This window comes from Paraburkholderia sp. BL17N1 (genome assembly GCF_003634175.1).
Classification (GTDB): domain Bacteria; phylum Pseudomonadota; class Gammaproteobacteria; order Burkholderiales; family Burkholderiaceae; genus Paraburkholderia.
The window spans coordinates 1,644,055-1,670,579 of record NZ_RBIW01000002.1 but is presented as its reverse complement, the minus strand read 5'-3'; the positions used below and the strand labels follow the sequence as shown (position 1 = coordinate 1,670,579).

The window sequence follows — 26,525 nt, the reverse complement described above, 5'->3', positions numbered from 1 at the left end:
CATCGAGCTTTGCATGGGACGCGAGTAAGCGCTGAAGCGCCAAGTCGGGTCGACCGCTTTGCATGGGACCCGAGTAAGCGCTAAAGCGCTAACTCGGGTCGACAGGAGACGTCATGCCGCACACTCACTACACCACTCTGATTTCCGCGACCAATCTCGCGGAACGGCTTGCCGCCGCGCCGGGCAGCGTGTTCGTCATCGATTGCCGGTTCGATCTGGCCGACACGGAAGCGGGCGAAAAAGCCTATCTGGCCGGGCATCTGCCGAGCGCGCATTACCTGCATCTGGATCGCGATCTGTCGGGGCCGAAGAACGGTCACAATGGCCGCCATCCGTTGCCGGATCGCGCGCGGCTGGTGGAGACGCTGGAGTCGCGCGGCCTGAAGCAAGGCCAGCAGGTCGTCGCGTATGACGCGCAAGGCGGCATGTACGCCGCCCGTGCGTGGTGGCTGCTGCGCTGGCTCGGTCACGACGCTGTCGCGCTGCTCGACGGCGGCCTCCAGGCATGGGAAGCCGGCGGTTATCCGCTGACGCAGGACGCACCGGCTCAGAATACGGGCGACTTCAAAGCAGGCGCTCCGCTGTCCGTCACGGTCGATGCGCAAACGGTCGAACGCAATCTGGGTTCGAAGGAACGCGTGGTGGTCGACGCGCGCGCGGCCGACCGTTATCGCGGCGAGAACGAGACACTGGACCGTGTCGGCGGCCACATTCCGGGCGCGCTCAATCGCTTCTTTAAAGACAACCTCACCGCCGACGGCCGCTTCAAACCGGCTCACACGTTGCGCGAGGAATACCACGCGCTGCTCGCCGACACGCCGCCGGAGCACGTGGTCCTGCAATGCGGCTCGGGCGTGACGGCATGCGTGAATGCCCTGGCGATGGAGGTCGCCGGCCTGCACGGCGCGGCGTTGTACGCGGGTTCGTGGAGCGAGTGGAGTTCGGATCCGAAGCGGCCCATTGCGACAGGCGCAAATCCTTGAGCGCCGCAGCGAACACCACAGCACGCCATTAGCAAAAGGCCGTTGCCGCCCGAAAGCGGCAACGGCCTTTTTTTATCGCAAGCGAGGAAGCGCGGGCCTGCTGGCCGCCTTAAATCGCAATCGCAGCCACCCCATGCTGTTTGAACCATGCCAGCGCACGGCGCCAGCCGTCTTCCGCGTCGGCCTTCCTGTAGCTCGGCCGGTAGTCCGCAAAAAACGCGTGACCCGCATCGTCATACACGACGAACTGCGAGCCGCGTCCCGCTTGCGGACCTTGCGCGATAGCCTGCTTCATCTGTTCGAGCGTCCCCTGCGGGATGCTCTGATCCTGCAATCCGTAAAGCCCTAGCACCGGCGCGCGAAGCTGCGCGACCTGATCGAGCGGATTCTCCGGCATCATCGCGTTTTTTGCGCCCGTCACCCGCCCATACCAGGCAACCCCCGCCTTCAGCCCCGGGTTATGTTCGGCGTACAACCACGCCATCCGCCCGCCCCAGCAGAACCCATTCACCCCCAGCCGGTTGAGATCGCCGCCATGCTCGCCAGCCCAAACGACGGTCGCGTCGAGATCGCGCATCACCTGATCGTCCGGCACTTTGCTGACCAGTTGCTCGTTCAGTTGCTGCATGCTCGTATAAACGGTCGGATCGCCCTGCCGTTCATACAGATTCGGCGCGATCGCAAGATAACCCTGTTTGGCGAAGCGCCGGCACACGTCGGCGATATGTTCGTGTACGCCGAAAATCTCGTGCACGACGATGATCACCGGTAAGTGCGTCTTGCCTTTCGGTTGCGCGCGATAGGCCGGCACCAGCGTGTCGCCGGAGCGCACCGCCACTTCGCCGGCTTCGAGGCCGTCAGTATCGGTATGAATGGTTTGCGCCGAGACCGGCAGCACGGCGGCGGCGAAGCCAGTGCCGAGCGCAGCCTTGATGAAGGTACGCCGGTTGAAGGGGACGTGCGGGACCAGGCTGTCGATGTCGGGTTGCAGCATGCGGCGCTCCTCGGTTGAACGTTGGAGGCAACAGGATACGCCTGACAGGCATCCTGTTGCAGATGCAACGTTCCTGAGCAACGGCCGGGCGAATCAGCGCACGTCGGCGCGCCTCAGTGCAGCTTGACCCGCGGCAGCGTGGTACGGCGCAACCAGTGAGCGAACGTATCGAGCACCATCCGCGCGTAGCCGTGCAGCGCGGCGATGTGCAGCCGGTACAGCGACATGTACATGAAGCGGGCGAACAGCCCTTCGATCAGCATATTGCCGCCGATCACCCCACCCATCAGATTCCCGACCGCGCTGAAATGCCCAAGCGACACCAGCGACCCAAAGTCTCGATAGGTGAACTCCGGCAGCGGCTTATTTTCGAGCCGTGCCGTCAGCGCCTTCATCAGGAAGCTCGCCTGCTGGTGCGCCGCCTGCGCGCGCGGCGGCACGTTGCGCTCGTTGCCCGGCCACGGACAAGCGGCACAATCGCCGAGCGCGAAGACGTTGTCGTCGGTTTCTGTTTGCAGCGTACGGCGCACGATAAGCTGACCGAGCCGGTTGACCGGCAAGCCGTCGAGCTCGCTCAAAATCGCCGGCGCCTTGATGCCGGCCGCCCACACCGTCAAGTCGGCGCGCACGGTTTTGCCGCTCGCGGTGCGAATCATGCCGGGCGCGACTTCGGCCACGGTCTCGCCGATCATCAACTTCACGCCGAGCTTGGTGAGCAGCTCGGCCGTGGCCGTGGAAACGCGCTCCTGCAAAGCCGGCAGAATGCGCGGCCCCGCTTCGATCAACACAATGCCGACATCATGCCGCGGATCGAGCTTATGCAGACCGTAGGCGGACAGCACCTGCGCCGTGTTGCGCAATTCCGCCGACAGTTCCACGCCCGTCGCGCCGCCGCCGACAATCGCCACCTGAATGCGCGGCTCGCTGGGCGCGCCGGCATCCGGCGCTGCTTCGACGGGTTCATGCACCTGATGCTCGGCGCGCATGCAGGCTGCAATCAGACGTTTGCGAAAACGCTCGGCCTGGCTGACGGTGTCGAGTGCGAGGGAAAATTCAGGCGCGCCTTTCACACCGAAGAAGGCGGTCGTGCTGCCGATCGCAATGATCAGCGTGTCGTATTCGAGCTCGCGTTCGGGCAGCAGCTCGGCGCCGTCATCGTCGAGCACGGTGCCGAGCGTGAGGCGCCTGTTCGCGCGGTCCAGCCCGGTCAGGTCGCCCTGCTGAAATTCGAAGCCGTGCCAACGCGCTTGCGCCGCATACTCGAGCTCCTGGGTGAACGGGTCCATGCTGCCCGCCGCCACTTCATGCAGGAGCGGCTTCCAGATATGTGTGGGGTTGCGGTCGACGAGCGTGACCTGCGCCTGCACACCACCTTTGTTCTTATGGGGTGCATAGCGATCGCCCAAACGCGTCGCCAGCTCCAATCCCCCCGCGCCTCCGCCAACGACGATAAAACGATGCATGGAACTCTCCGTATTTGCCGATGGGTTATGCGTCGTGCGGCGCACACGAGAATCACATGAGCGCCGTCTTTCAGCGATTGTCCGCGAGCAGCACGGGTTGTCACAAGCCATCAATACGCATTTGTGACATGCGCACGACGATATCGCGCCCCGTCACACGCACGTCAATGCGCTTCTTCCCAGTTCAGGCCGGCGCCCACTTCGGCGACCAGCGGCACCTTCAGGTCGGCGACACCGCACATCAACTCGGGCAGGCGCTTGCGAACATCGGACAATTCCGCGTCCGGTACTTCGAGAATCAATTCATCGTGCACCTGCATGATCATGCGCGTGCCGATGTTCGACGCTTCGAGCCAATTCTGCACCGCGATCATCGAGAGCTTGATCAGATCGGCGGCCGTGCCTTGCATGGGCGCGTTGATCGCGGCGCGCTCGGCCGCCTGACGACGCGGACCATTGCCGCCGTTGATCTCCGGCAGCCACAGGCGGCGGCCGAACACCGTCTCGACATAACCCTTGGCCTTCGCGCTCACGCGCGTTTCGTCCATATACCGCGCCACGCCGGGATAACGCGCGAAATAGCGGTCGATATAGAGCTTGGCTGCGTCGCGCGTGATGCCGAGGTTCGCGGCGAGACCGAACGAACTCATGCCGTAGATCAGGCCAAAATTAATGACCTTGGCCACGCGGCGCTGATCGTTCGACACTTCGAGCGGCGTCACGCTGAAAATCTCCGCGGCCGTGGCGCGGTGAATGTCTTCGCCCTGCGAGAACGCGCGCAGCAGCGATTCGTCGCCGGAAATGTGCGCCATGATGCGCAATTCGATCTGCGAATAATCCGCCGAGACCAGCTTGTGTCCGGGCGGTGCGATAAACGCTTCGCGAATACGGCGGCCTTCGCCGGTGCGCACGGGAATGTTCTGCAGGTTCGGATCGTTCGACGCCAGACGCCCCGTGACCGCCACGGCCTGTGCATAGTTCGTATGCACGCGGCCCGTGGTGGCGTTGACCATGCGCGGCAGCTTGTCGGTGTAGGTGGACTTCAGCTTCGACAAGCCGCGGTGTTCGAGCAGAATCTTCGGCAGCGGATAGTCTTCGGCGAGCTTCTGCAGCACTTCTTCGTCGGTAGAAGGCGCGCCGCTCGGCGTCTTCTTGACCACCGGCAACTCCAGCTTCTCGAAGAAGATCTGCCCGATCTGCTTCGGCGAACCCAGGTTGAATTCGCCGCCGGCCAGCACATACGCTTCACTTTCCAACTGGATCAGACGCGTGGCGATTTCGCTGCTTTGCTGGCGCAGTTTCTCTGCGTCGATCAGCACGCCAGTGCGCTCCATCTTGCGCAGCACACGCGAGGTCGGCAGTTCGATCGCGCGATACACGTACTCCAGTGTCTTCTCGGCAGCCACTTGCGGATACAGCGCCTGGTGCAGCCGCAAGGTGATATCGGCGTCTTCCGCCGCGTATTCGGCGGCCTTGTCCAACGCGACTTCGTCAAAGCCGATCTGCCCGGCGCCCTTGCCCGCGACCTCTTCGTACTTGATCGTTTTCACGCCGAGATGGCGCAGCGCAAGGCTGTCCATATCGTGCGTGCGATGCGATTCGACCACGTACGACTGCAGTAGCGTATCGTGTTCGACACCGCGCATTTCAATGCCGTAGTTCGCCAGCACCTGCTCGTCGTACTTGAGATGCTGACCGACCTTCTTGTGCTCGGCGCTTTCGAGCCACGGCTTGAGCCTGGCGAGGACTTCGTCGCGCGGCAATTGCACGGGCGCGTCCGGGCCGCGATGCGCAAGCGGCACATACGCCGCGCGGCCGGCTTCCACCGACAACGACAGCCCCACGATCTGAGCAGTCATGGGATCGAGCGAGGTGGTTTCCGTATCGAACGAGGTCAACTCGGCCGCGTTGATCTTCTCGAGCCACGCGTCGAATTGTTCCCACGTCTGCACGGTGTCGTAGTGCCGCTCGTGATCCACCGACAAAGCCGGCGGCACATCCGTTTCCGGGCCTTCCACGGCATCCGCGATTTCCACTTCGCGCAACCACGTCTTGAAGCCGTGGCGCGTGAACACCTCGCGCAGTTCCTCGCGCGATTCCGGCCGGCTTTGCAGACTTTCCTCGATCGACACGATATGGTCGGTCATGTCGCAGTTGCGCTCCACGGTGACGAGTTTCCTCGCCATTGGCAGAAAATCGAGCGCTCTGCGCAGATTGTCTCCTACCGCACCTTTTATTTCGTCAGCATGTGCGACGATGCCATCTAGCGAATCGAATTGCGTCAGCCATTTGATCGCTGTTTTCGGCCCGCATTTCTCGACGCCGGGCACGTTGTCGACGGTATCGCCGATCAACGACAGGTAGTCGACAATGCGCTCCGGCGGCACGCCGAACTTGGCGAGCACGCCGGCGCGGTCGAGCGTTTCGTTAGTCATCGTATTGATGAGGGTGACATGATCCGACACAAGCTGCGCCAGATCCTTGTCACCCGTCGACACGATCACATTCATGCCACGCTTTTCCGCTTCCGTGCTGAGGGTGCCGATGACGTCGTCGGCCTCGACGCCTTCTATCATCAACAACGGCCAGCCGAGCGCGCGCACGGCCACATGAATCGGCTCGATCTGGCGCGACAGGTCGTCCGGCATCGACGGGCGGTTCGCCTTATAGTCCGGATACCAGTCGTCGCGAAACGTTTTGCCCTTGGCGTCGAACACGCACGCGCTATACTCTGCTGTGACTTCCTTGCGCATGCGCCGCAGCATGTTGATCATCCCGTAGAGCGCGCCCGTCGGATTACCGTCGGGGCTGCGCAGATCCGGCATCGCATGGTAGGCCCGGTACAGATAACTCGAACCGTCGACCAATAGCAGGGTCTTACCTTCAAGGCTTCGTTCTTCAGGCATTATGACTAAGAGAAAAGTGATTCCGAGTCTGCGATCACTCGCAGATCAAGAGCGCGCAACGGCCAAAAAGGCCCGCGCATCGTGGCAGATGTTCACGATTATGGCAGAGTTTATCGAGGCGACCGAGTACCTCTCGGAGATTCGTCCGGCTGTCAGCATCTATGGTTCAGCGCGCCTGAAACCGAACTCACCCTACTACAAACTGGCCACGCAAATCGCGCGCAAGCTCTCGGATGCCGGCTTCGCCGTGATCTCGGGCGGCGGCCCGGGCATCATGGAAGCGGCCAACAAGGGCGCGCATGCGGGCAAGGCGCCTTCGGTCGGTCTGAACATCGAATTGCCGCACGAGCAGTCGGGCAATCAGTGGCAAGACATCTCGTTGCGCTTCCGCCATTTCTTCACGCGCAAGGTCACGTTCGTGAAGAACTCGGACGCGGTGATCGTCATGCCCGGCGGCTTCGGCACGCTGGACGAACTCGCCGAAGTGCTTACGCTGATCCAGACCAAGAAGTCGCGCCATGTGCCGATCATCCTGGTGGGTGCCGAGTTCTGGGAAGGCCTGCTCGCGTGGTTCAAGAACTCGCTCACGCCCATGGGCCTGATCAATCCGACCGACATGGACCTCATGCAGGTCATCGACGATCCGGACCAGGTGCTCGAAGCGGTGCTGAAGTTCTATGAAGACCGCGAAGAAACCGAGCCGCAGCCGACCAAGTCGGACGAAGACCGGATGTTCTATCTGTGAGGCTGCGCGCTTCGCGCCATGGCGCGAAATGATGCACGCAGCGGTGTGGATATGCAGATCCTAACGGGCAGCCTCAAGGCTGCCCGTTTCCATTTGATCGAACTGATCGCCTTGCGCTTGCAGCCATTCGCAGGACTGGCTCACGAGCGGCGCATCCGCGACCTCGCGCCTCGCCACCCACCAGTAGCCGCGCGCATCGATACGCGGACCCGCCAGCGGCATCACGAGCCGTCCCGAAGTTAGCTCATCCGCCAGCATGGGCACTGGGCCGAGCGCCACGCCGAGGCCGTCCACCGCAGCCTGCAAGGCCAGATAGAAGTGATCGAACGACTGTTTTTTGCGGCATTTCGCCGTCACGCCAGCCGCTGCTAACCAGTTGCGCCAGGCATCCGGCCGCGTGTCGGAATGCAGCAGCACGTGCCGCGCGAGATCGTCGGCAATCTTGATCGGCGAGCGTTGCAGCAACGCGGGGCTGCACACCGGGATCTCGGTCTCGCCGAGAAAATGGCTGCTCACGCAATTGGGCCAATGCGCGGGGCCACGCCGCACGGCAACGTCGAAAGCGTCCAGCGTCTCGACCAGCGCATTCGAGGTTGCCAGTCGCAACTCTACGTTCGGCACCTTACGCTGGAACTGATGCAGCCGCGGCAGCAGCCATTTCATCGCGAAGGTAGGCAACGCATTCACGCGCAGCACATGGACGACGCCGGTGTCGCGCAATTGATCCGTGGCGTGCGCGATGCTGTCGAATGCAGCCTGGACGGTGGACAGGTAGCGGCGTCCGTCGTCGGTCAAGCGCACGCGCTTGCCGCGACGCTGAAACACCTGCACGCCGAGCCATGTTTCGAAAGCCGCGACTTGCCGGCTGATTGCACCGTGCGTCACATGCAATTCGTTCGCTGCCGCGGTGAAGCTCTCATGCCGCGCGGCAGCTTCGAATGCGCGCAATGCGGGAAACGGAGGAAGATTACGGGCCATGCTTGTGATTCTAGATCACAAAGCGGTGCTCAAAAATCGTTTTGCCCGAGGCTGGTTCGGCGCTAACCTCCTGAGCTTGAACTGGAAGCTAACCGATATGGACCACGATCTGACCTCGTCCGAGCCCGCGCTTGCACCTACGCCCACCTTGCGGGAAATCTTCGGCGGCTTTCTCGGCCTCGGGCTGATCTCGTTCGGCGGCGCACTGCCGCTGGCGCGGCGCGCACTGGTCGAGCAACGCCGCTGGCTGAGCGCCGACGAATTCGCCGACTTGCTGGGCCTCTGCCAGTTTTTGCCGGGCGGCAATGTGATCAACCTTTCGGTGGCGATGGGCATGCGCTTTCGCGGCGTGCCGGGCGCGCTGGCCGGTCTGCTTGGACTGATCGCGGGACCGTCGCTGGTGGTGATCGGCCTCGGCGTGCTGTACGAACACACGCAAAACGACCCGCACGTTCGTCATCTGTTTGCCGGTCTGGCGGCCGCCGCGGCTGGCCTGTTGATCTCGATGGCCCTGAAAATCGTGCTGCCGCTGCGGCGTAGCCCAATGGCCGCGCTCATCGCGGCACTCGGCTTCATTGCAATTGCGATCATGCGGCTGCCGCTTCTGCCCACCATGCTGGTGCTGACGCCGCTCAGCATCTACATCGCGTCGAGAAGCGCACGATGAACGACACGCTCATTTCCCTCGCCGTTATTTTCAGTCAGCTTTCGCTGCTCGCGTTCGGCGGCGGCAATACGATTCTTCCGGAGATGCAGCGGCAAGTGGTGGATGTGCATCACTGGATGCCGGCCAGCGAATTCAGCGCGCTGTTCGCGCTCGCGCAGGCGGCGCCGGGGCCGAATCTGATGATCGTCACGCTAATCGGTTGGCATGTGGCCGGTTGGGCCGGCATGCTGGTGACGTCGGTGGCGAAGTTCGGGCCGTCGTCGCTGGTGACGATCCTCGCGATGCATGCGTGGGAGCGCTTCAAGGACCGCCCGTGGCGGCGCTATGCGCAGTTGGGACTGGTGCCGGTGACTGCCGGCATCATCGCGGCGAGCGCTGCGCTGATTGCCGAAGCGTCGAATCCAACCGCTATTGCCTGGGCGATTACGGCGTTCACCGCCGTCATGGCGATGACCACGCGCATCCATCCGCTGTGGCTTCTCGCGGCCGGCAGTCTAATCGGCTTAACCGGCTTCGGGCAGTTCTGATTTTGATCGAGCAGGAGCGAGCCGCAGCGGCCCTCGCCCTTGCTCGCCAAAAACGCTCACTGAAACGCCACTTCCGCAAAGCTGCGCAACTTGCGGCTATGCAAACGATGCAGCCCGTTCATCCGCAATAGCTCCATCGCCTTCACGCCGATCTGCAGATGCTGATCGACCTGTGCGCGATAAAACTGATCCGCCATTCCGGGCAGCTTCAATTCGCCATGCAAGGGCTTATCCGACACGCACAGCAAGGTGCCGTAAGGCACGCGGAAGCGGAACCCGTTAGCGGCAATCGTCGCGCTCTCCATATCGAGCGCAACCGCCCGGCTTTGCGAGAGCCGCTGCACCGGCTCGCGATGATCGCGCAACTCCCAGTTGCGGTTGTCCACACTCGCCACCGTGCCCGTGCGCATCACGCGCTTCAGTTCGACGCCGTCCAGCTGCGTGACCTGCGCGACCGCGCGCTCCAGCGCCACCTGCACTTCGGCGAGCGCCGGAATCGGCACCCACAGCGGCAAGTCGTCGTCGAGCACGTGGTCCTCGCGCACATAGCCGTGCGCCAGCACATAGTCGCCGAGACGCTGCGTGTTGCGCAGTCCCGCGCAGTGACCGAGCATGATCCACGCATGCGGACGCAGCACGGCGATGTGATCGGTGATGGTCTTCGCGTTCGACGGTCCGACGCCGATGTTGATCATCGTGATGCCGCTGCCGTCGGCGCGCTTCAGGTGATACGCGGGCATCTGCGGCAAACGCGGCGGCGCCGTGCCTTCCTGCTCCTGCTCGCCGAGATTCGCGTTGTACGTGACCACGTCGCCCGGCTCGACAAACGACGTGTATTCGCTGCGATAGGCGCGCAGTTCTTCGTCGTCGGTATGGGCCATCATCGTGCGGCCGAGTTTGACGAACTCGTCGATATAGAACTGGTAGTTCGTGTACAGCACGTAGTTCTGGCAGTGCGTGGGCGAGGTCGCCGTATAGTGCTTCAGCCGATGCAGCGAGAAATCGACCCGCGCCGCCGTGAACAGCGCAAGCGGATGCGGCTCGCCCGGCAGCGGTTCATACGTGCCGTTGACGATGCGGTCGTCGAGCAGCGCCAGGTCCGGCGTGTCGAACACGTCGCGCATCAGGAACAGGCGCTCGCGGTCCAGATCGCCTTCGAGATGGATACCCTCGGCGAAAGCGAAATGAATTGGAATCGGCTGGTCCGACACGCCGACTTCGATCTGCACGTGATGATTCTTCGCCAGCAGGCGCAATTGCTCGCGATAGTAGTTGCCGAACAGATCGGGCCGCGTGACGGTCGTCTCGAACACGCCCGGACCCGCGACGAAACCATATGAACGGCGCGAGTCGATATGCGTGTTGACCTCGGTGCACACCCGCACGAACGGATAGCAGGCGCGCACCCGGCGTTCGAACAACTCGTTGCGGCGATAGCGCGCGAAGGCGTCGCGCAGGAACGAAGTGTTCGCTTCGTAGATCGCCGAGAGGCGGGTGACGGCCTCGGTCGCGTCGTCGAAGGATTCGGTTGGGAAGCTGTTGGCGGGAGTCTGCACCGCGCGTTGATTGGTATCGTTGTTCATCTTCATTCGCCTCTAATGATGAGGCGACATTACCACGGAACCGTTGCTCGCCAAATCACCTGACGGTGCTGCAACACACGTTGCGGCAGCGCCCGCAAGTTTGCGCGCACGCCGCGCGAAAGCGGCGCAAAATAAGGCGGTCGCGCCCGAGGACCAGGTGGGATTTGCTAGAATCGGGGCACCATATTGGAGAATCACCATGAAGCCGCTCCTTCCCGTCGCCGTTGCACTGGCCTTCGCCTTTGGCAACGCCGCGATGGCTGCCCAGCCTGTCGACGATACACCTGCTCCCGGCGTGCCTCAGTCCGCCAACGAACGGGCCGGTCTGCCCGACCTGGAGAAGATCAATCGTCCGGCTGCCGAGGTCAGTTCGAAGGTCGAAATCAACGTCCCGCGCACGCCGAGCTTCTACGAACGCAGCGCCAACGGCACCGAAATCACCGAGTATCGCGACAAAGGCAAGCCTGTCGAAATCAACGTGCATTCGAACCTCGGCACGCGCTATCAAATGAGCGCGCCCCTCGACACGTCGCCCTCCGTGCGCGACAACGGCCGCGCAAGCACGCGTTTGCCGTCGGTGCACCTGACCTATTGACGCATGCCGGGGCGGCGCCCCGGTGTGGGCCGCCGCCCGGATCCACGCGCCCGCAAGGCGCCGTCCCGAGCCTCAGACCGCCCGGCCGGCCACCTTGGCGGTAAGGCATTGAAAATACCGCCGCGCTTCACGGCGCCGCAAGAACGCTTTCCGATACCGCATTTGCCGCACATCGCACTGGCCAAATCGCGCCAGCCCGACCAACCTGATCCGACGTTTCCCGCATGGCTGTCTTCACCGCTGTCACCGAACCCCAACTTGCAGAATGGATGAGCCATTACGATCTCGGCGACGTCGTCGAATTTCGCGGCATTTCCTCCGGTATTGAGAACAGCAACTTCTTCCTGACGACGACGCGCGGCGAATACGTCCTCACGATTTTCGAAAAGCTGACGGCCGAACAGTTGCCGTTCTATCTCGACCTCATGCGGCATCTGGCCGCGCACCGCGTACCGGTGCCGGACCCCATGCCGCGCGAAGACGGCGCGCTGTTCGGCACCTTGCATGGCAAGCCCGCAGCCATCGTGACCAAGCTCGAAGGCACGCCGGAACTGGCGCCGGGCGTCGAGCACTGCATCGAAGTCGGGCAAATGCTGGCGCGCATGCACCTGGCGGGACGCGACTACACGGGGTATCAGCCGAATCTGCGCAGCCTGCCGTGGTGGCAGGAAACCGTGCCGACCATCCTGCCGTTTCTGGAAGGCGAGCAACGCGATCTGCTGTCGTCCGAACTGGCGCATCAGGAAGCCTTCTTCGCCTCGGCCGACTACGCCGCGCTGCCTGAAGGCCCGTGCCACGCCGACCTGTTCCGCGACAACGCCATGTTCGCGCACGCCGCGCCGGAGACGGGCCACGAAGTGCGCCTCGGCGGTTTCTTCGACTTCTATTTCGCCGGCTGCGACAAATGGCTGTTCGACGTGGCGGTGACGGTCAACGACTGGTGCGTCGACCTCGCCACCGGCAAGCTCGACGACGCGCGCACCGAAGCCATGCTGCGCGCCTACCAGACCGTGCGCCCCTTCACCGCCGAAGAAAACCGCCATTGGGGCGACATGCTGCGATCGGGCGCGTACCGTTTCTGGGTCTCGCGCCTGTATGATTTTTATTTGCCGCGCGCGGCCGAATTGCTCAAACCGCACGACCCCGGCCATTTCGAGCGCATTCTGCGCGAACGCCTGACCGGCGTTGCACTTCCAGGCATTCATACCTCATGCAACTGATCGAAGTCCCCGCGAAAGCCGGCTATGTGTGGTTCCGGCAGGGTATCTGGCTGTTCCGCAAGAACCCGCTCGCGTTCCTGACGCTGTTCTTCACCTATCTGCTGGTGATGACGCTCGTGGCGCAGATTCCGGTGGTCGGCGGCGTGTTGCCGCTGGCCTTCATTCCGGGCGTCGCGGTCGGCTTCATGGCGGCGTGCCGCAACACGATCGCCGGCAAACCGGTGTTCCCGACCATTCTGGTGGACGGTTTTCACTCGTACGGCCCGGTGGTCGCAAAACGGCTGCTGGTGCTCGGCGTGCTCTACGTCGTCGCGATGGCATTGGTGCTGGCCGCCTCAGCGCTCGCAGACGGCGGCATGCTGCTGAAGGTCATGCTCGGCGCCGCCACGATGGATCAGGACGCGATCGCCAACAGCAATATCCCGCTGGCGGTGATCACGGCTTTCGTGGTCTACATTCCAATGGCGATGATTTTCTGGTTCTCGCCCATTCTCGCCGCATGGCATGACGTGCCGCCCGTCAAGGCGATGTTCTTCAGTCTCGTCAGTTGCTGGCGCAACCGCGGCGCGTTTATCGTGTTCGGCGCGCTGTGGTTCGCGGTGGCGATGACGGTGTCGCTCGGCTTGTCCGCGCTGATGCAGGCGCTGGGCGCAGGCGACTTCGCGTTCGCCATCCTGATGCCCGCTACCATGATCGTCACGACCATGCTGTACTGCTCGTTCTACGCGACCTATCGCGGCTGCTTCGGCGTGCAAACGCCCGAAGCACCGGACTTGCCGACCACGCCGGCGGCCTGATTCCGTTCTGACGCGGGCGCTGCTCCGGCGCCCGCGCCGCGCTCGCGGCGGCGCCTGCCTTCGCCGTTCCCTGCATCTCCAAACTGCACTCGTCAACCTGCGTCGATTTGCGGCACAATGGTTTGCGTGCAATCCATTTGCACGCTCTTTTTATACGAGATGCATCATGACCCAGCGCCCCGCTTTGCCCTTCACGCTCGACGAGCAACTCTGCTTCGCCCTCTACTCCACCTCGCTTGCCATGACCAAGGCATACAAGCCGCTGCTGGACAAACTGGGCCTCACATATCCGCAATATCTGGCCATGCTGGTGCTGTGGGAGAGCGACGACGTCACGGTCAAGGACATGGCCGCGCGTCTGAACCTCGATTCGGCGACGGTCACGCCGCTGCTTAAACGCCTCGAAACACAAGGACTGCTGGAGCGGGTACGCGGTGTCGAGGATGAGCGTCTCGTGTATATCCGGCTCACCAAAGCCGGCTCGGCACTCAAGCGCCAGGCGCGCGAAGTGCCCGCGGAAATCTTCTGCGCGACCCAGCAGACGCCCGAATTTCTGCTGCGTTTGCGCGACGATCTGACTCGCCTGCGCTCCACCCTCAACGATTACATGGACCACTAGCCGGTTCGCTGCAAAACGCGCGCTATCGCTGCGATGTGAAACTTCATTTGCACACAAATGATTTGTGTACTATCTTAATCACATGCCGCTGCGACAGCGCTCCGCCAGAACGGCGGGCTCAGCAAAGAGCGGCAAATTGGCAGATCCTGACAACCCAGACAAAGGAGCAGCACCATGAATATCCTCTACAAAGCAAGCGCAACGAGCACCGGTGGCCGCGACGGCCGTGCAGTGTCGTCGGACAATGCATTGGACGTGAAGCTGGCAGCACCGCGTGAATTGGGCGGCACGGGCGCAGCGGGCACGAATCCGGAACAGCTCTTTGCTGCAGGCTACTCGGCGTGTTTCCTGAGCGCCATGAAGTTCGTCGCCGGACAGAAGAAGCAGACTCTGCCTGCTGACACGCAAGTCACGGCGGAAATCGGCATCGGCCCGAACGACAAGGGCGGCTTCGCACTCGACATCGACCTGCGCGTCTCGCTGCCGGGTCTGGACGCCGGCGCGGCGAAGGAACTGGTCGACGCGGCGCATCAGGTCTGCCCGTACTCGAACGCCACTCGCAACAACGTCGACGTCCGCTTGCAAATCGCCTAAGCGACAGATTCGATGCATCGATAGAGAATCGCTCGAGCGGCGCGGAAAACTGCGCAGCTCGTCACGAACAGCGCCCGCACCCTGCACAATAGGGGCGGGCGCTGTGCCGTTCGCGGACGCGGCATGCAATGTGCAACGCAGGTCCACAGCGCAACCGGCAAGAGCGCCGCCATTCACCTTATTTTCACTATCCACGCTCCAGATGACACGCGTCCGACGCTTGAACGACTCTTTCGACACCGGCCTGGTCTGGTTTCGCCGCGATCTGCGCAGCACGGACAACGCCGCGCTCTATTACGCCCTCAAATATTGCCAGCGCGTGTGGTGCGCATTCGTGTTCGATACGACGATCCTGCAGCCGCTGATCGACGCCTGGCAGGCTCGTCATCCGGACACGCAGCCCCAGGATCGCCGCGTCGAGTCGATTCTCGCCGCGGTGGGCGAACTGGACGAAGCATTACGTGCCAAGGGCGGCGGCCTGATCGTGCTGTACGGCGACCCCACACACCTGGTGCCGAAGCTCGCCGGCGAACTCCGCGTGGACGCGGTTTTCGCGAATCACGATTACGAACCGGTCGCGATCGCGCGCGACGAGACGGTCCGCGAGACGCTTACCGGAGCCGGACGCCAATGGCTGAGTTTCAAGGATCAGGTGATTTTCGAGCGTGACGAGGTACTCACTGGTCAGAACAAGCCGTTCACGGTGTTCACGCCCTACAAGAACGCGTGGCTCAAGCAGTTGACGGCTTTCGATCTGAAGCCGTATCCGGTGGAAACGTACGAGAAACATCTGGCGGCAGTGCCGTCAAAGCTCAATCGCCGTTTGCCGACGCTAGATCAGCTCGGCTTTGCGCCGAGCAACCTCGCTGAACTGGATCTGCCCACTGGCATGAGCGGCGCGCAGCGCCTGCTCGACGATTTCGCGACGCGCATCGACAGCTACAAGGACCGGCGCGACTTTCCCGCTGCCAAAGGCCCGAGCTATCTGTCGATGCATCTGCGCTTCGGCACGGTCTCGATCCGCACGCTCGCGCGCCTTGCCCACGAGATGTCGCTGCAACCCGACGGGGAAGGTTCGGCGACGTGGCTGTCGGAACTGATCTGGCGAGATTTCTACTTCATGATCCTGACGCATCATCCACGGCTCGCGAGCGGCGCGTCGTTCAAGGAAGAGTATGACCGGCTGCGCTGGGAGCAAGGCCCGGAAGCCGACGAGGCGTTCGCCGCATGGTGCGACGGCCGCACCGGCTACCCGCTCGTCGACGCGGCGATGCTGCAGCTGAACCGCACCGGCTATATGCACAACCGCCTGAGGATGGTGACAGCAAGTTTTCTGGTCAAGGATCTCGGCGTGGACTGGCGGCTCGGCGAGCGGTACTTTGCCGAACAGTTGAACGACTTCGATTTCTCGGCAAATAACGGCGGCTGGCAATGGGCGGCGTCGACCGGATGCGACGCACAGCCTTACTTCCGGATCCTCAATCCGATCACGCAGTCTGAAAAATTCGACGCCGAAGGACGCTTTATTAAGCGGTATCTGCCCCAGCTCGCGAAGCTGCCGTCGAAGTGGATTCATGCGCCGTGGCTGGCGGGCAGCGAAAAGCTCGCGGAGTTCGGCGTGACATTGGGCAAGGACTACCCGGCGCCGATCGTCGACCATGCCGAAGCGCGGGCGCGCACGCTGGCGCGTTTCGGCAAGTGAGCACACGCTTACGTCGGCGGCCTGAGCGCAGCGATCGTTTTATGGCTGGTGCAGTTGCTGTTTAACGCAGCCTTGATGCGGCTACTCTTCGCGCTGCATCGGCCGGACGGGGCGCTGGCCGATATTCTGATGGTGCTGATATTGATTGTCGCGCTGACATTTGCATTCTGGCGACGACACCGCTAGGCAGGCGGACTATTGATGCCTTATGTGGCTTGGGTGTGGCTTGGGTGGCGTTCGCCGCGGTGTTGAATCACGCGTTGTGGCAATTGAATCCGGCTGTCTGAGCGCTTGCAACGATTTGCGACAGCTTGGGCGCCTCACCCCCGAACACCGGCGTTGCATCCACGCCGATGCTTTAACTGACGCAACTTAGTGCTGGGTCATCCACGACGGTTGGCGAACGTTCGCCTCACGGTCCAGCTTACGCATACGGAATTCCAGATCGTACAAATCCGTTGCTTCAGCGAGGAAAGCGTCAGCGCGTTCTTTCGCGAGTTGATCGGGCGATTTGGTAAGAAACAGAAACAGGCGGCTAAGCAGATACATGGTCAACCTCGACAATGAGTTTAGGCGTTAACGCCTAAGGGATAACCCTCATTATAGGGAAAACCCTAGGAACATGCCAGCACTCATTTCGAAGTGTTGCAACGAGATCACCGCGCCGCCGCCGAGGTCGCTGCGGCATCGGCTTCCGCGATACGGCCGACGCCCGTGCGGCGCTGGTGCTTGAAGAATTCCCACACCATCGCGCTTGCGTCGGGACCTTTGGCGGAATGAAACGGCACGGCGTCGTCGCCGCCGCTCCAGGCATGGGCAAGCCCCTGCACGCGGCACAGCCGGACCACGCGCCGTCCACCGCGCAGATAATCACGCATGACCACGCCACCCTTGCGGTCTTCGCGGACTTCGCCCGATTTGCGCGCGCCGTTCTGGTCGACGATGCGGTTCAGCCGCAGAAACTGCACTGCCAGTTGGTCGGCATTGACCGGCGAGACCACATGGTCGGCATCGCCGTGGATGATGATGGCCGGCATGCCGGGGTAACGCGCCACGTCGGCGGTTTCGTCGGCCAGTTCGGCCGGCTCGCGGCGCGCGCCGCGCCGCATGACGTCCATCGCCGTAATGCCGGAACGCGCCTCGCCAAAAGCAGGGCCGGAATGCAGCGCGACCGCCGCGAAATGCTCCGGATGATTGAGGGCGAGCAGCGCCGTCAGGCCGGCGCCAGCGGAGATTCCGGCGACATACACGCGCTCGCCGTCGAACCCGTGCTGGGCGACCAGCGCATCCACTAGCGAGACCACCGCGCGTGCTTCGGCGCCGCCGGCGCTTTCGCCCGCGTCGTACCAATGCCAGCAGCGGTGCGAGTGCACGTGCTTCGACTGTTCCGGGTAGACCACGGCAAAGCCGAAGCGGTCGGCCAGCACGTTCATCCGCGTGCCTTCGGCGAATTCTTCGATCGACTGCGTGCAGCCGTGCAGCATCACCACTAGCGGCATGGCCTCGAGCGCGTGGCCCGTCGGGACATACAAGCCATACTGAAGATGATTGACGAGCCGGCCGGGCGCGGCAGGCGCGGAGTGGAACGAGCGCGTCCACGACCCGCTCGCCCACGCCGAGGCGCGCGGACGCACCCGCGATTCACGAGCAGTGGCGCGCGGCGCCTCGCGTTTGGCGGGCGCGCGCACGATCGCGGCCGGCTTGATCGGGCGAACTTTGGTGGACGGCTTACTGGTGGCGGGTCGCGCCGGTCGCGTCGTGGTGCGCTTGGTAGTCTTGCGGGCGTGCTCAGCCTGGATCGCGAGCAGGCGCTTGAGACCGCGCAGCCAGATTTTCGATAGACTTTTTGCCATTGGCAGAAAAACCTCGCAAAAAGGGACAGGGTCCGTCCGGTGGAACGGTACTTTGTTGTGCAATGCACAATAACACCAATCCCCATGCGATGCTGGAACCCTGGAATACTATCCGGGACCCCAATTTCCGCTGGGCGAACCTTGTGGCGAGGCCAGCGTCAAAGCTCAGCAAGGCTCGTTCGCTATCCGGCTGCCACCCGCTTGTCGCTTTGTTTGCCACTTGTCAGCCGAATGTTTGCCGCCTGTTCGCCAGCGAACTCCCTGCGACAGAAAAGTCTCGCGCGCAGCGCAACCGCCCTGCAGCTCCCGTCTATACTGGCGGTTAATTATTTGCCGCGCCGGCCGCGTCGGCGATTTGCGCCGTTCGTGCGTTAACTCATCACCAATCCGATTCTACGCGGCCTTGGTCGCCCTTTTGCCATGCCCGATTTAGCTCCCCACCTTTGGTATTCGATCACCAGCCTCGGCAGCGCCGGCATGACGCTGCCGCTCGCGTTCGCCATCGCGTTGTGGCTGGCGGTCGGCTACACGTGGCGCATGGCGGCCGGTTGGCTGCTGCTGCTCGGCGCGGCCATCGGCATCGTGACGGTGACGAAGCTGGCGTTTCTCGGCTGGGGTGTCGGCGTGCGCGAACTGGACTTCACCGGCGTCAGCGGTCACGCCATGCTGTCCACTGCCGTTTATCCGGTCGTTCTGTTTCTTATGCTCTTGCCGACGCGACCGATCATCCGGCTGGCCGGCGTGCTGCTCGGCCTTGCGGCGGGGATCGCGGTGGGTTTGTCGCGCGTCGTACTGAGCGCCCACTCGCCATCTGAAGCCATTACCGGCTGTCTGACCGGTGCCATAACGGCGCTGGTGTTCGTCCGACTCGCCTGGCACGCTGAGCCGGGCCGGTTGTCGGCGCTGCCCGTCGCCGTCAGCATGATGGTCCTCGCGGTGCTGGCGCACGGCGTGCACGTGCCGACGCAGCGCTGGGTCACGCACATCGCGCTGAAAGTGTCCGGTCATGACCGGCCCTTTATTCGCGCAAAGTGGAAGGCTGTGCGCGACGTCCGTCCCGCCATGGCGCCGCTGTCGCAAACGCTCAACACGCTAGCGCCGCCGCATTCGTCCGACGTCTGAATCGTCTCCCGTTTGTTCGACATACCGCCTCATGCGCAGGGCTGAATAATTGTCATAGGTCACCGTTATAACCTTGCATATATTACGATAGCGTTTTAACCCCGCCGATCCGGTTCACGCCGGACTTCCAGGTCTTCATGACACTCTCCCGCCGCCTTCTGAAGCAAGCGCTGTTCGTCGCTGGCGCCGTCTCCGTCGCCATTAGCGCCAATGCACGCGCCGACGAACTGGTGGTCTCTGCCGCCGCCAGCCTGACCAACGCCTTCAAGGCGGTCAGCGAAGTGTTCGAGCAGCAGCATCCGGGCACCAAGGTGCTGTTGAACTTCGGCGCCTCCGACGTGCTGATGCAGCAGATCGTCAAGGGTGCACCCGCCGACGTGTTCGCGTCCGCGGATCAAAAAGCCATGGACAAGGCCGCCGCCGAAAAAGTGATCGTGCCGGCTACGCGTAAGGACTTCGCCGCCAATTCACTGGTGCTGATCGTGCCGACCGACAGCCATTTCGCGCCGACCGCGCTGAACGATCTGACGTCGGCGAAGGTGAAGCGCGTGGCGTACGGCGATCCGGCGTCCGTGCCGGTCGGCCGCTACACGCAGGGCGCGCTGCGCGCTGCTGGCGTGTGGGATGCCGTGAGCGCGAAGGCCGTGCTGGCGTCGAACGTCCGTCAAAGCCTCGACTACGTATCGCGCGGCGAAGTCGACGCCGGCTTCGTGTTCAGCACCGACGCCGCCGTCATGCCGGACAAGGTCAAGGTCGCGCTGAACGTGCCGACGCAAACGCCGATCACCTATCCGGTCGCGCAAGTGGAAGGCAGCCGCCATGCGGCGGATGCGCAAGCGTTCATGAACTTCGTGCTGTCGCCGGCCGGTCAGGCCGTGCTCGCGAAGTACGGTTTCAAGCCCGCGCACTGACTACCGGGACGACGCACGCTCATGCAACAGGCCTGGATTCCGCTCCTGCTGTCGTTGAAAGTGGCGGGCTGGGCCACCGCGCTCAACCTGGTATTCGGCGTCGCCGCGGGCTTCGGCTTATCGCGCTGGCGCTCCGGCGCGCGCGACGTGATCGATTCGCTGCTGATGCTGCCGCTCGTCATGCCGCCCACCGTGCTCGGCTATTACCTGCTCGTCCTGCTCGGACGGCGCGGTGTGATCGGCGGCTGGCTCGAGCGTTTCGATATTCAGTTGGTGTTCACATGGCAGGGCGCGGTGATCGCGTCGACGGTCGTGGCGTTTCCGCTTGTGCTGAAATCGGCGCGCGCCGCCTTCGAGGCCGTCGATCCGCAACTCGAACGGGCCGCGCGCACGCTCGGCATCAGCGAAACGGCCGTGTTCTTTCGCGTGACGCTGCCGCTCGCCGCGCGCGGCATTCTCGCCGGCGGCCTGCTGGCTTTCGCGCGAGCGCTCGGCGAATTCGGCGCGACGCTGATGATCGCGGGCAATCTGCCGGGCCGCACGCAAACTTTGTCCGTGGCGGTTTACTCGGCCGTGCAAGCCAGCGACGACAGCACCGCGAATTTCCTCGTGCTCGTGACCTCGGTAACGTGCGTCGTGATCCTGTTGCTCGCGGGGCGCCTCGTTCCGCAGCACACACTGTTGAAGTCGGGTTGATATGCTGCTCGCCGTCGACATCCGCAAGACCTTCCAGAGCGCCGAGCGCCGCTTCACGCTCGACGTCGCCTTCAAGGCCACCTCGCAACGCGTCGTACTGTTCGGACCATCGGGTGCGGGCAAGAGTCTGACGTTGCAGGCGATCGCCGGCCTGCTGCGTCCCGACGAAGGCTCGATCACGCTGCATGGCAACGCGCTGTTCGACAGCGCGCGCGGCGTCGATCTGAAACCGCAAGCGCGCAAGCTCGCCTATCTGTTTCAGGACTACGCGCTATTTCCGCATCTGAATGTGCGGCAGAACATCGGCTTCGGCTTGCAGCAGGGCTGGCTCAATCCGCGCAGGCGCATCACGCATCCGCAGATCGATTACTGGCTCGACGCGCTGGAATTGAAGAGCGTGGCGGGTAATCATCCAGCGCAGCTTTCCGGTGGACAAAAGCAGCGCGTGGCGCTGGCGCGAGCGCTCGTCGCGCAACCTCGGGTGCTGTTGCTGGACGAACCGTTTTCGGCACTCGACAGCGCTTTGCGTCGGCGCATGCGCCGCGAGTTATCGGATCTGCAGACGCGGCTCGATATTCCGATGGTGTTGATCACGCACGATCCCGACGACGTCGCCGCCTTCGGCGATCAGGTCGTACAGGTCAGCGACGGCCGCGTGCGCGAGGATCATCCGTTCGCCGGCTATGCACGCAGCGAGCCTTGACGCGCAACAGCGAGCGCTTCCCGCGCTCAATCCTTCACGCCAAGTATCACGCTCGACGCCTTGAACGCCGCAACAGCGCCGCCGCCTTCCACGAGGCCGAGCGTGTCGACGCTTTCATTGGTGACCACCGCCGTGATCACCGTCCCGCCCGCCAGCACCAGCGATACCTCGGCATTGACCGCGCCGCGCTTCACGCTCTGCACCGTGCCGCGCAGCTGATTGCGTGCCGAGAGTTTGAGCGGCGCGCCGCTCGCGTTGTCGACGAGCAGCACGACCCACGAGGCCTTGATCAATGCGAACGCCGCCACGCCCTCGACAAGCCCCAGCGTCTCGGTGCTCTCATGCGTGATGACGGAAACGATCGCGTGGCCGCCGGGCAGCGCCAGCGTGATTTCGTCGTTGACGGTGCCGCGCGTGATCGTCGACACCGTGCCATATAGCTGATTGCGCGCACTCGTCTTCACGCCGATGCGGCCGATCAGATCCCAGTCCGTCGCGAATCCTTCGATGGCCGCGCCCGCGCGTTCGAGGAAGCGTCGATGCTCGCGCTCCACCGCACGAAACGTCTCGATCAGTTTGAGGGCGCGCGGCGTCAGCGTGGTGCCGCCACCGCCTTTGCCGCCGGTCAGGCGCACCACGAGCGGCTCGCCCGCGAGATTGTTCATCGTATCGACGGCGTCCCACGCGCCTTTGTAGCTGATGCCGACAGCTTTCGCCGCGCTGGTGATCGAGCCGGTCTCGCCGATCGCCGCAAGCAGCGCGATCCGCGACGCGCCGCCGAGCGTCTGCGCGCCCGCCTGAAACCAGACGGAGCCGCCGAGTTCAAGCGTTTCGCGGGAAGGATCGGTGCGGTCGGGTGTCATGGCGAAGAGCGGTCGATGACCGAGGAGAGGACGACGAATCATTATAGCGACGCAAACCTGCGCCACCGGCCGCTAACCTGGCGGACCTCGAAAACGGATAGATGGGATACTTCGAGTTCGACGCTTCGAACACTACATCCTTTGCATTTTCGGCGCGGCTGGCCACGGCCGGCGCGCTGCAACTTCAACAAGGAGCAAGACAGTGAACATCGATTTATCGGGCAAGACCGCTCTCGTCAGTGCATCCACGGCGGGCATCGGCCTTGCCATCGCCACCGGCATTGCCGCATCAGGCGCGCATACAATCATCAACGGACGCAAACAGGAGGCGGTGGACCGCGCGATCGACACGATCCGCAAGAGCACGCCGCAAGCGAAATTGCAGGGCTTCGCGGGCGACCTCGGCACGCTGGAGGGTTGCGAGGCGTTGACGAAAGCCGTGCCGCAGGCGGATATCCTGGTGAATAACCTCGGTATCTTCGGACCCGGCGACATCTTCACGACCGAAGACGACGACTGGGAGCGCTACTTCCAGGTCAACGTGATGTCGGGCGTGCGACTCACGCGCCACTACCTCAAAGGGATGATGGAGCGTAAGTGGGGCCGCGTGGTGTTCATCTCGTCCGAATCGGGATTGAATATTCCGCCGGACATGCTCGCTTATGGTTTCTCGAAGACGGCGCAACTGAGCATCGCGCGCGGCATCGCCAAACAGGCGGCCGGCAGCGGCGTGACGGTGAATGCCGTGCTGCCCGGACCAACCTTGTCCGACGGCTTCCGTTCGATGGTCGAAGACACGGCCAAAGAGCAAGGCAAAACCGTCGAGCAGGTCGCCACGGAGTTCGTCCGCGAGCATCGAAGCAGTTCGATCATTCAGCGCGCGGCCACCACCGAGGAAGTGGCGAACATGGTCGTGTACGTCTGCTCGCCGCAGGCCTCGGCGACGACCGGCGCGGCGCTGCGCGTCGACGGCGGCGTGATCGATACGATTGCGTGACGTTGCCGCTTTTTTCAGCGAACGGCGGGCGGCATGGCCGCCCGTTTTCACATCACGTGACGGCTGCAGCCATCACAATGCGTACTGCGCAATCCCATTGCCGAACGACCAGTTCTCCTTCAGCACTTCGACGAGGTTGATGAATACATCCTCTCGTCGCACTCCGGGCGATTCCGCCAGTTCGTCCGCCATCCGCTTGTACAGCGCCTTTTTCATCTCAAGGGTGCGGGTGTTGTTCAGCGTGATTTGAATGATCACGAGATCGTCGCTTCGCTCGACGTTCAGATACTGGTTGTCGTACACGAAATTGCCGGCCTCATGCTCGGTGATCAGCATGAAAATGTCGTCCTTCGGCACGTTGAAGGTGTCCACCAGCGCGCGCTGGATGCTCTGCGTCACCGCCTTCCGGTACTCGACGGGCTTGCCTGCGCGCAATGCGATTCGTGTGAGCGGCATGATGAAATCTCCTTGGCTGCGTTGATTGGGTAAAACACAGCTTAGGCGCGCTCATTCATAATGAACAGACATCATTGATGATTTCATCTATATTCATCAGAAATGAAAGTTCTCGATCTCGACGCGGTCCGGGCCTTCGTTCTGGTCGCCGACCTGCACAGCTTCACGCGTGCCGCGGACGCGCTGGACACGACCCAATCGGCCGTCAGTCTTAAGCTCAAGCGGCTGGAAGCGCATCTGGGTAAGCAATTACTGGAGCGCACGCCGCGCGTGGTGCGTCTTTCCGCCGACGGCAACGCCTTTCTTAGCGCCGCGCGCGATCTGCTGAACGCGCATGAACGCGCGCTGGGGTCGCTGTCGGTCGAACGACGGCGGCTCGCGCTGGGACTCAGCGAGCATGTCGCGGGACCGGACCTGCCGCACCTGCTCGGCAAGCTCAATGCGCACGACCCGGGTCTGGTGATCGAATTGCATCTGGGCACGTCGGCCGCGTTGCTCGCGCAATTCGACGAACGCCGCCTCGACGCGGTGATTGTCCGCTATGGCGCCGACGAACCGCCGCGCGACGACGCCCAGGTGCTGTTCAGCGAACCGCTCGGCTGGCTCGCCACGCCGGCGTGGCTGCCGCGAGTCGGCGAGCCATTGGCGCTCGCGCTGTTGAGCCCGCCGTGCAACGTGCGCGACGTGGCGCTCCGCGCGCTCGCGCAGGCGGGCGTCGGCTGGCAGGAGGTGTTCGTCGGTGGCGGCGTGGCGGCCGTCGGCGCGGCCGTGGCGGCAGGACTGGCGGTGTCGCCGCTGGCGCGCCGCGTGGCGCCGCGTGGGCTGATCGACGTCGGCCCCCGGCTGGGTTTGCCAACGCTGCCGGAATCGCGCGTGACGCTGCATTCGCGGGTGAGAGACGAGCGGTCGGTGGAGACGTTGCGGCTGGTGACGAATGGGTTGGCGAGCGTTTTGAGTTACTGATGGCGTCCATTCAGATGAAAACCCAAGCGGCTACGGTATACGGTATATAATCGTGGCCATGCCCATCATTGCCCGGATCGACGGGCTGCTCGTGGTGATTTACCCTCACGATCACGCTCCGCCACATGTTCATGTACTCGGTCCGGATGGTGAGATTATCTTTATCTTGAATTGTCCCGACGGCCCGGTATCCATCCGCGAGGCTCGAGGGTATTCAGAACGCGAAGCGCGCCGGCTGGCTAAACGCCTTAATGAAATGGTGCCGTTCCTGTGCTCCGCCTGGAAAGGAATCCACTCATGAACAGCAGCGAAGAATGGCGGCTTGCTCAGGAACGCGGCGCCGAAACCGCCAAGCGCCCCGCCGCCCGCAGCGCAAGCTACAAACCACGCACTAAACGGCTCGATATCGCGCTGACAAACGGCATCTCGTTGTTGGTGCCGATCGCTTTTATCGAGGGTTTGCACAACGCGGCGCCTGCGGATCTCCGCGAGATCCAGATCTTCGGTCTTGGGTCGGCGCTCGTCTTTCCGACGCTCGACGTCGTGGTGTCGGTTCACGGCCTGATCGACGGCGTTTTCGGATCGAAGGCGTGGATGCGCGATATCGGCCGCAGCGGCGGCAGCGTCAAATCCGACGCGAAATCGGCTGCGGCGCGTGAGAACGGCAAGAAAGGCGGGCGTCCGCGCAAAGCCGCCTAGCTGCGTAAATCCGCATCGCGGAGCGTGAGGCGCTTGCCGGCAGCGCAGCCTCGTGTACCGCATGGTGCCTGAACTGGAATTCGACGATGCCGTCGAGCGCGGCGAACTGATCGCCCTGGTGCCGAAGCAGCCCACCGACGTCGAGTCGTACCGGCACGGGTGGAAGGTCCAGTCGCCGCGCCTGGAAAAACCATCGGCGCGCATCCTCGAACTTGAACGCACAAAGTTAGGTCTGCCGCGCAGCAAACCGAAACACAAACGCCCAGCTTGATTGCGGATCAGTGAAGGATTGGCGGCAGCGAACCGCTGCTGGCGGTAGCGGGATTGCTCGTTGCGTCCGCGGGATTCGCGCTAACGTTTGCGGATGAGGCCGGCACATTCACGTGAGATGCAGGCGGTTTCGCCGCGCCGGTTTTTGCCACGACCTTGGCCGTTTGCGGTTGGGCCTGACGAGCCGGAACCACGAGATTCGCGCGCACAACCTTGCCCTGCCCCGCTTTCGTCTGGACCAGTTGCGCGTGCGGCTTTTTACTCTGCGCGACCACGGCCGCTTTCGATCCGGTTTTGCCTGTGTGCGTGGAGTTGGTCCCGCTCTTCGTGGCGCCCTTGGCGGCCACCTTGTTCACGCCGGCATGCGCCGCGCGCTGATCACCGTACGCTGTCGCCGCTACAACGCGCTTCGAGACGGCCTTTGAAGTGGCCTTCGACGCCGTCTTCGAACCGGCATTAGACTTGACCTTGGCCGCCCCCGGCTTCTTTGCCAGGCTTCCGACATGCCCGCTCGCCTCGGGCGGATTCCACACTTCGGCGTAACCGGCGGCCGTCGCCGCGCTCGACATACACCACACGGCAAGCGCCGCTCCTGCTACTGCTCGAACGCCCATCTCCT

General features: G+C 63.2%; 30 protein-coding genes. 20 read left to right on the top strand and 10 right to left on the bottom strand.

The window, feature by feature from the left end:
- Nucleotides 1–113 precede the first annotated feature (113 nt).
- Nucleotides 114–983, top strand: a complete 870-nt coding sequence (locus B0G82_RS27425; RefSeq protein ID WP_121309670.1) for a sulfurtransferase — start codon at nucleotides 114–116, stop codon at nucleotides 981–983.
- Between the two features lie 109 nt (nucleotides 984–1,092).
- Here the strand turns inward: B0G82_RS27425 and B0G82_RS27420 are convergent, their stop codons facing one another.
- The 3 genes from B0G82_RS27420 to polA form a co-directional block, all read right to left on the bottom strand.
- Nucleotides 1,093–1,977: a dienelactone hydrolase family protein gene (locus B0G82_RS27420; protein WP_121309669.1), complete on the bottom strand. Its 885-nt coding sequence runs from the start codon at nucleotides 1,975–1,977 to the stop codon at nucleotides 1,093–1,095.
- Between the two features lie 113 nt (nucleotides 1,978–2,090).
- Nucleotides 2,091–3,440 carry an NAD(P)/FAD-dependent oxidoreductase gene (locus B0G82_RS27415; RefSeq protein ID WP_116147086.1) on the bottom strand — a complete coding sequence of 450 codons (1,350 nt, stop codon included), beginning with the start codon at nucleotides 3,438–3,440 and terminating at the stop codon, nucleotides 2,091–2,093.
- 164 nt (nucleotides 3,441–3,604) lie between these two features.
- Nucleotides 3,605–6,346, bottom strand: a complete 2,742-nt coding sequence (gene polA, locus B0G82_RS27410; RefSeq protein WP_121309668.1) for a DNA polymerase I — start codon at nucleotides 6,344–6,346, stop codon at nucleotides 3,605–3,607.
- A 1-nt stretch (nucleotide 6,347) separates the two neighbouring features.
- Between polA and B0G82_RS27405 the strand changes: the two genes are divergently transcribed.
- Complete coding sequence (locus B0G82_RS27405; protein WP_106282655.1) at nucleotides 6,348–7,091, top strand: TIGR00730 family Rossman fold protein; 744 nt, start codon at nucleotides 6,348–6,350, stop codon at nucleotides 7,089–7,091.
- Nucleotides 7,092–7,151: 60 nt separating this feature from the next.
- Here B0G82_RS27405 and B0G82_RS27400 read toward each other — a convergent pair whose 3' ends face one another.
- On the bottom strand, nucleotides 7,152–8,069 hold the full coding sequence (locus tag B0G82_RS27400; RefSeq protein WP_121309667.1) for a transcriptional regulator GcvA: 918 nt from the start codon (nucleotides 8,067–8,069) through the stop codon (nucleotides 7,152–7,154).
- A 97-nt stretch (nucleotides 8,070–8,166) separates the two neighbouring features.
- Between B0G82_RS27400 and B0G82_RS27395 the strand changes: the two genes are divergently transcribed.
- Together B0G82_RS27395 and B0G82_RS27390 are read left to right on the top strand one after the other, a co-directional pair.
- Nucleotides 8,167–8,736 (top strand): chromate transporter, encoded by a 570-nt coding sequence (locus B0G82_RS27395; RefSeq protein WP_106282653.1) that lies wholly within the window; start codon nucleotides 8,167–8,169, stop codon nucleotides 8,734–8,736.
- Nucleotides 8,733–9,263 carry a chromate transporter gene (locus tag B0G82_RS27390; RefSeq protein ID WP_106282652.1) on the top strand — a complete coding sequence of 177 codons (531 nt, stop codon included), beginning with the start codon at nucleotides 8,733–8,735 and terminating at the stop codon, nucleotides 9,261–9,263. Before B0G82_RS27395 ends, B0G82_RS27390 begins: the two co-directional genes overlap by 4 nt.
- 56 nt (nucleotides 9,264–9,319) lie before the next feature.
- Here the strand turns inward: B0G82_RS27390 and B0G82_RS27385 are convergent, their stop codons facing one another.
- A complete protein-coding gene (locus B0G82_RS27385) occupies nucleotides 9,320–10,846 on the bottom strand; it encodes an AMP nucleosidase (RefSeq protein WP_012428586.1) in 1,527 nt (508 codons plus the stop codon).
- A 199-nt stretch (nucleotides 10,847–11,045) separates the two neighbouring features.
- Between B0G82_RS27385 and B0G82_RS27380 the strand changes: the two genes are divergently transcribed.
- From B0G82_RS27380 to B0G82_RS40660, 7 genes are all read left to right on the top strand, one after another.
- A complete protein-coding gene (locus tag B0G82_RS27380) occupies nucleotides 11,046–11,441 on the top strand; it encodes a hypothetical protein (protein ID WP_012428587.1) in 396 nt (131 codons plus the stop codon).
- A 224-nt stretch (nucleotides 11,442–11,665) separates the two neighbouring features.
- Entirely contained in the window at nucleotides 11,666–12,661 is a 996-nt protein-coding gene (locus B0G82_RS27375) for a homoserine kinase (protein WP_121309666.1), read from the top strand.
- Nucleotides 12,652–13,458, top strand: a complete 807-nt coding sequence (locus B0G82_RS27370; RefSeq protein WP_106282650.1) for a BPSS1780 family membrane protein — start codon at nucleotides 12,652–12,654, stop codon at nucleotides 13,456–13,458. Before B0G82_RS27375 ends, B0G82_RS27370 begins: the two co-directional genes overlap by 10 nt.
- A gap of 166 nt (nucleotides 13,459–13,624) precedes the next feature.
- Entirely contained in the window at nucleotides 13,625–14,077 is a 453-nt protein-coding gene (locus tag B0G82_RS27365) for a MarR family transcriptional regulator (protein WP_121309665.1), read from the top strand.
- Between the two features lie 174 nt (nucleotides 14,078–14,251).
- Nucleotides 14,252–14,671 carry an organic hydroperoxide resistance protein gene (locus tag B0G82_RS27360; protein ID WP_121309664.1) on the top strand — a complete coding sequence of 140 codons (420 nt, stop codon included), beginning with the start codon at nucleotides 14,252–14,254 and terminating at the stop codon, nucleotides 14,669–14,671.
- A gap of 202 nt (nucleotides 14,672–14,873) precedes the next feature.
- Nucleotides 14,874–16,373: a deoxyribodipyrimidine photo-lyase gene (locus B0G82_RS27355; RefSeq protein ID WP_121309663.1), complete on the top strand. Its 1,500-nt coding sequence runs from the start codon at nucleotides 14,874–14,876 to the stop codon at nucleotides 16,371–16,373.
- Between the two features lie 75 nt (nucleotides 16,374–16,448).
- A complete protein-coding gene (locus B0G82_RS40660; RefSeq protein WP_241975017.1) occupies nucleotides 16,449–16,559 on the top strand; it encodes a hypothetical protein in 111 nt (36 codons plus the stop codon).
- Nucleotides 16,560–16,745: 186 nt separating this feature from the next.
- Here B0G82_RS40660 and B0G82_RS27345 read toward each other — a convergent pair whose 3' ends face one another.
- Both B0G82_RS27345 and B0G82_RS27340 read right to left on the bottom strand, forming a co-directional pair.
- Nucleotides 16,746–16,922: a DUF3563 family protein gene (locus B0G82_RS27345; RefSeq protein WP_095422103.1), complete on the bottom strand. Its 177-nt coding sequence runs from the start codon at nucleotides 16,920–16,922 to the stop codon at nucleotides 16,746–16,748.
- A gap of 107 nt (nucleotides 16,923–17,029) precedes the next feature.
- Nucleotides 17,030–18,226: a PHB depolymerase family esterase gene (locus B0G82_RS27340; RefSeq protein ID WP_121309662.1), complete on the bottom strand. Its 1,197-nt coding sequence runs from the start codon at nucleotides 18,224–18,226 to the stop codon at nucleotides 17,030–17,032.
- Between the two features lie 420 nt (nucleotides 18,227–18,646).
- On the opposite strand from B0G82_RS27340, the gene B0G82_RS27335 reads away from it, so the two are divergent.
- The 4 genes from B0G82_RS27335 to B0G82_RS27320 all read left to right on the top strand — a co-directional run bounded on the left by B0G82_RS27335 (nucleotide 18,647) and on the right by B0G82_RS27320 (nucleotide 21,658).
- The gene (locus B0G82_RS27335) at nucleotides 18,647–19,348 is read left to right on the top strand and encodes a phosphatase PAP2 family protein (protein ID WP_121309661.1); all 702 of its coding nucleotides are present in this window, start codon (nucleotides 18,647–18,649) and stop codon (nucleotides 19,346–19,348) included.
- A 137-nt stretch (nucleotides 19,349–19,485) separates the two neighbouring features.
- The gene (gene modA / locus B0G82_RS27330; protein WP_121309660.1) at nucleotides 19,486–20,259 is read left to right on the top strand and encodes a molybdate ABC transporter substrate-binding protein; all 774 of its coding nucleotides are present in this window, start codon (nucleotides 19,486–19,488) and stop codon (nucleotides 20,257–20,259) included.
- Nucleotides 20,260–20,280: 21 nt separating this feature from the next.
- Nucleotides 20,281–20,955, top strand: a complete 675-nt coding sequence (modB, locus tag B0G82_RS27325; protein ID WP_121309659.1) for a molybdate ABC transporter permease subunit — start codon at nucleotides 20,281–20,283, stop codon at nucleotides 20,953–20,955.
- Between the two features lies 1 nt (nucleotide 20,956).
- A complete protein-coding gene (locus tag B0G82_RS27320; protein WP_121309658.1) occupies nucleotides 20,957–21,658 on the top strand; it encodes an ATP-binding cassette domain-containing protein in 702 nt (233 codons plus the stop codon).
- A gap of 26 nt (nucleotides 21,659–21,684) precedes the next feature.
- Here B0G82_RS27320 and B0G82_RS27315 read toward each other — a convergent pair whose 3' ends face one another.
- On the bottom strand, nucleotides 21,685–22,521 hold the full coding sequence (locus tag B0G82_RS27315) for a TOBE domain-containing protein (RefSeq protein WP_121310875.1): 837 nt from the start codon (nucleotides 22,519–22,521) through the stop codon (nucleotides 21,685–21,687).
- 202 nt (nucleotides 22,522–22,723) lie between these two features.
- Between B0G82_RS27315 and B0G82_RS27310 the strand changes: the two genes are divergently transcribed.
- On the top strand, nucleotides 22,724–23,518 hold the full coding sequence (locus tag B0G82_RS27310; protein WP_121309657.1) for an SDR family oxidoreductase: 795 nt from the start codon (nucleotides 22,724–22,726) through the stop codon (nucleotides 23,516–23,518).
- Nucleotides 23,519–23,590: 72 nt separating this feature from the next.
- On the opposite strand, the gene B0G82_RS27305 is transcribed toward B0G82_RS27310, so the two are convergent.
- Nucleotides 23,591–23,974, bottom strand: coding sequence for a tautomerase family protein (locus B0G82_RS27305; protein WP_116147065.1), 384 nt, complete (start codon nucleotides 23,972–23,974; stop codon nucleotides 23,591–23,593).
- A gap of 102 nt (nucleotides 23,975–24,076) precedes the next feature.
- Here B0G82_RS27305 and B0G82_RS27300 point away from each other — a divergent pair, with 102 nt between their 5' ends.
- The 4 genes from B0G82_RS27300 (at nucleotide 24,077) to B0G82_RS27285 (ending at nucleotide 25,907) form a co-directional block, all read left to right on the top strand.
- Nucleotides 24,077–24,937, top strand: a complete 861-nt coding sequence (locus B0G82_RS27300) for a LysR family transcriptional regulator (RefSeq protein ID WP_116147063.1) — start codon at nucleotides 24,077–24,079, stop codon at nucleotides 24,935–24,937.
- Nucleotides 24,938–24,995: 58 nt separating this feature from the next.
- Nucleotides 24,996–25,238, top strand: a complete 243-nt coding sequence (locus B0G82_RS27295) for a DUF4160 domain-containing protein (RefSeq protein WP_116149086.1) — start codon at nucleotides 24,996–24,998, stop codon at nucleotides 25,236–25,238.
- A complete protein-coding gene (locus B0G82_RS27290; protein ID WP_116147061.1) occupies nucleotides 25,235–25,636 on the top strand; it encodes a DUF2442 domain-containing protein in 402 nt (133 codons plus the stop codon). Before B0G82_RS27295 ends, B0G82_RS27290 begins: the two co-directional genes overlap by 4 nt.
- A gap of 61 nt (nucleotides 25,637–25,697) precedes the next feature.
- Nucleotides 25,698–25,907, top strand: a complete 210-nt coding sequence (locus B0G82_RS27285) for a hypothetical protein (RefSeq protein ID WP_116147059.1) — start codon at nucleotides 25,698–25,700, stop codon at nucleotides 25,905–25,907.
- Nucleotides 25,908–25,914: 7 nt separating this feature from the next.
- On the opposite strand, the gene B0G82_RS27280 is transcribed toward B0G82_RS27285, so the two are convergent.
- Entirely contained in the window at nucleotides 25,915–26,520 is a 606-nt protein-coding gene (locus B0G82_RS27280; RefSeq protein ID WP_121309656.1) for a hypothetical protein, read from the bottom strand.
- Nucleotides 26,521–26,525 lie beyond the last annotated feature (5 nt).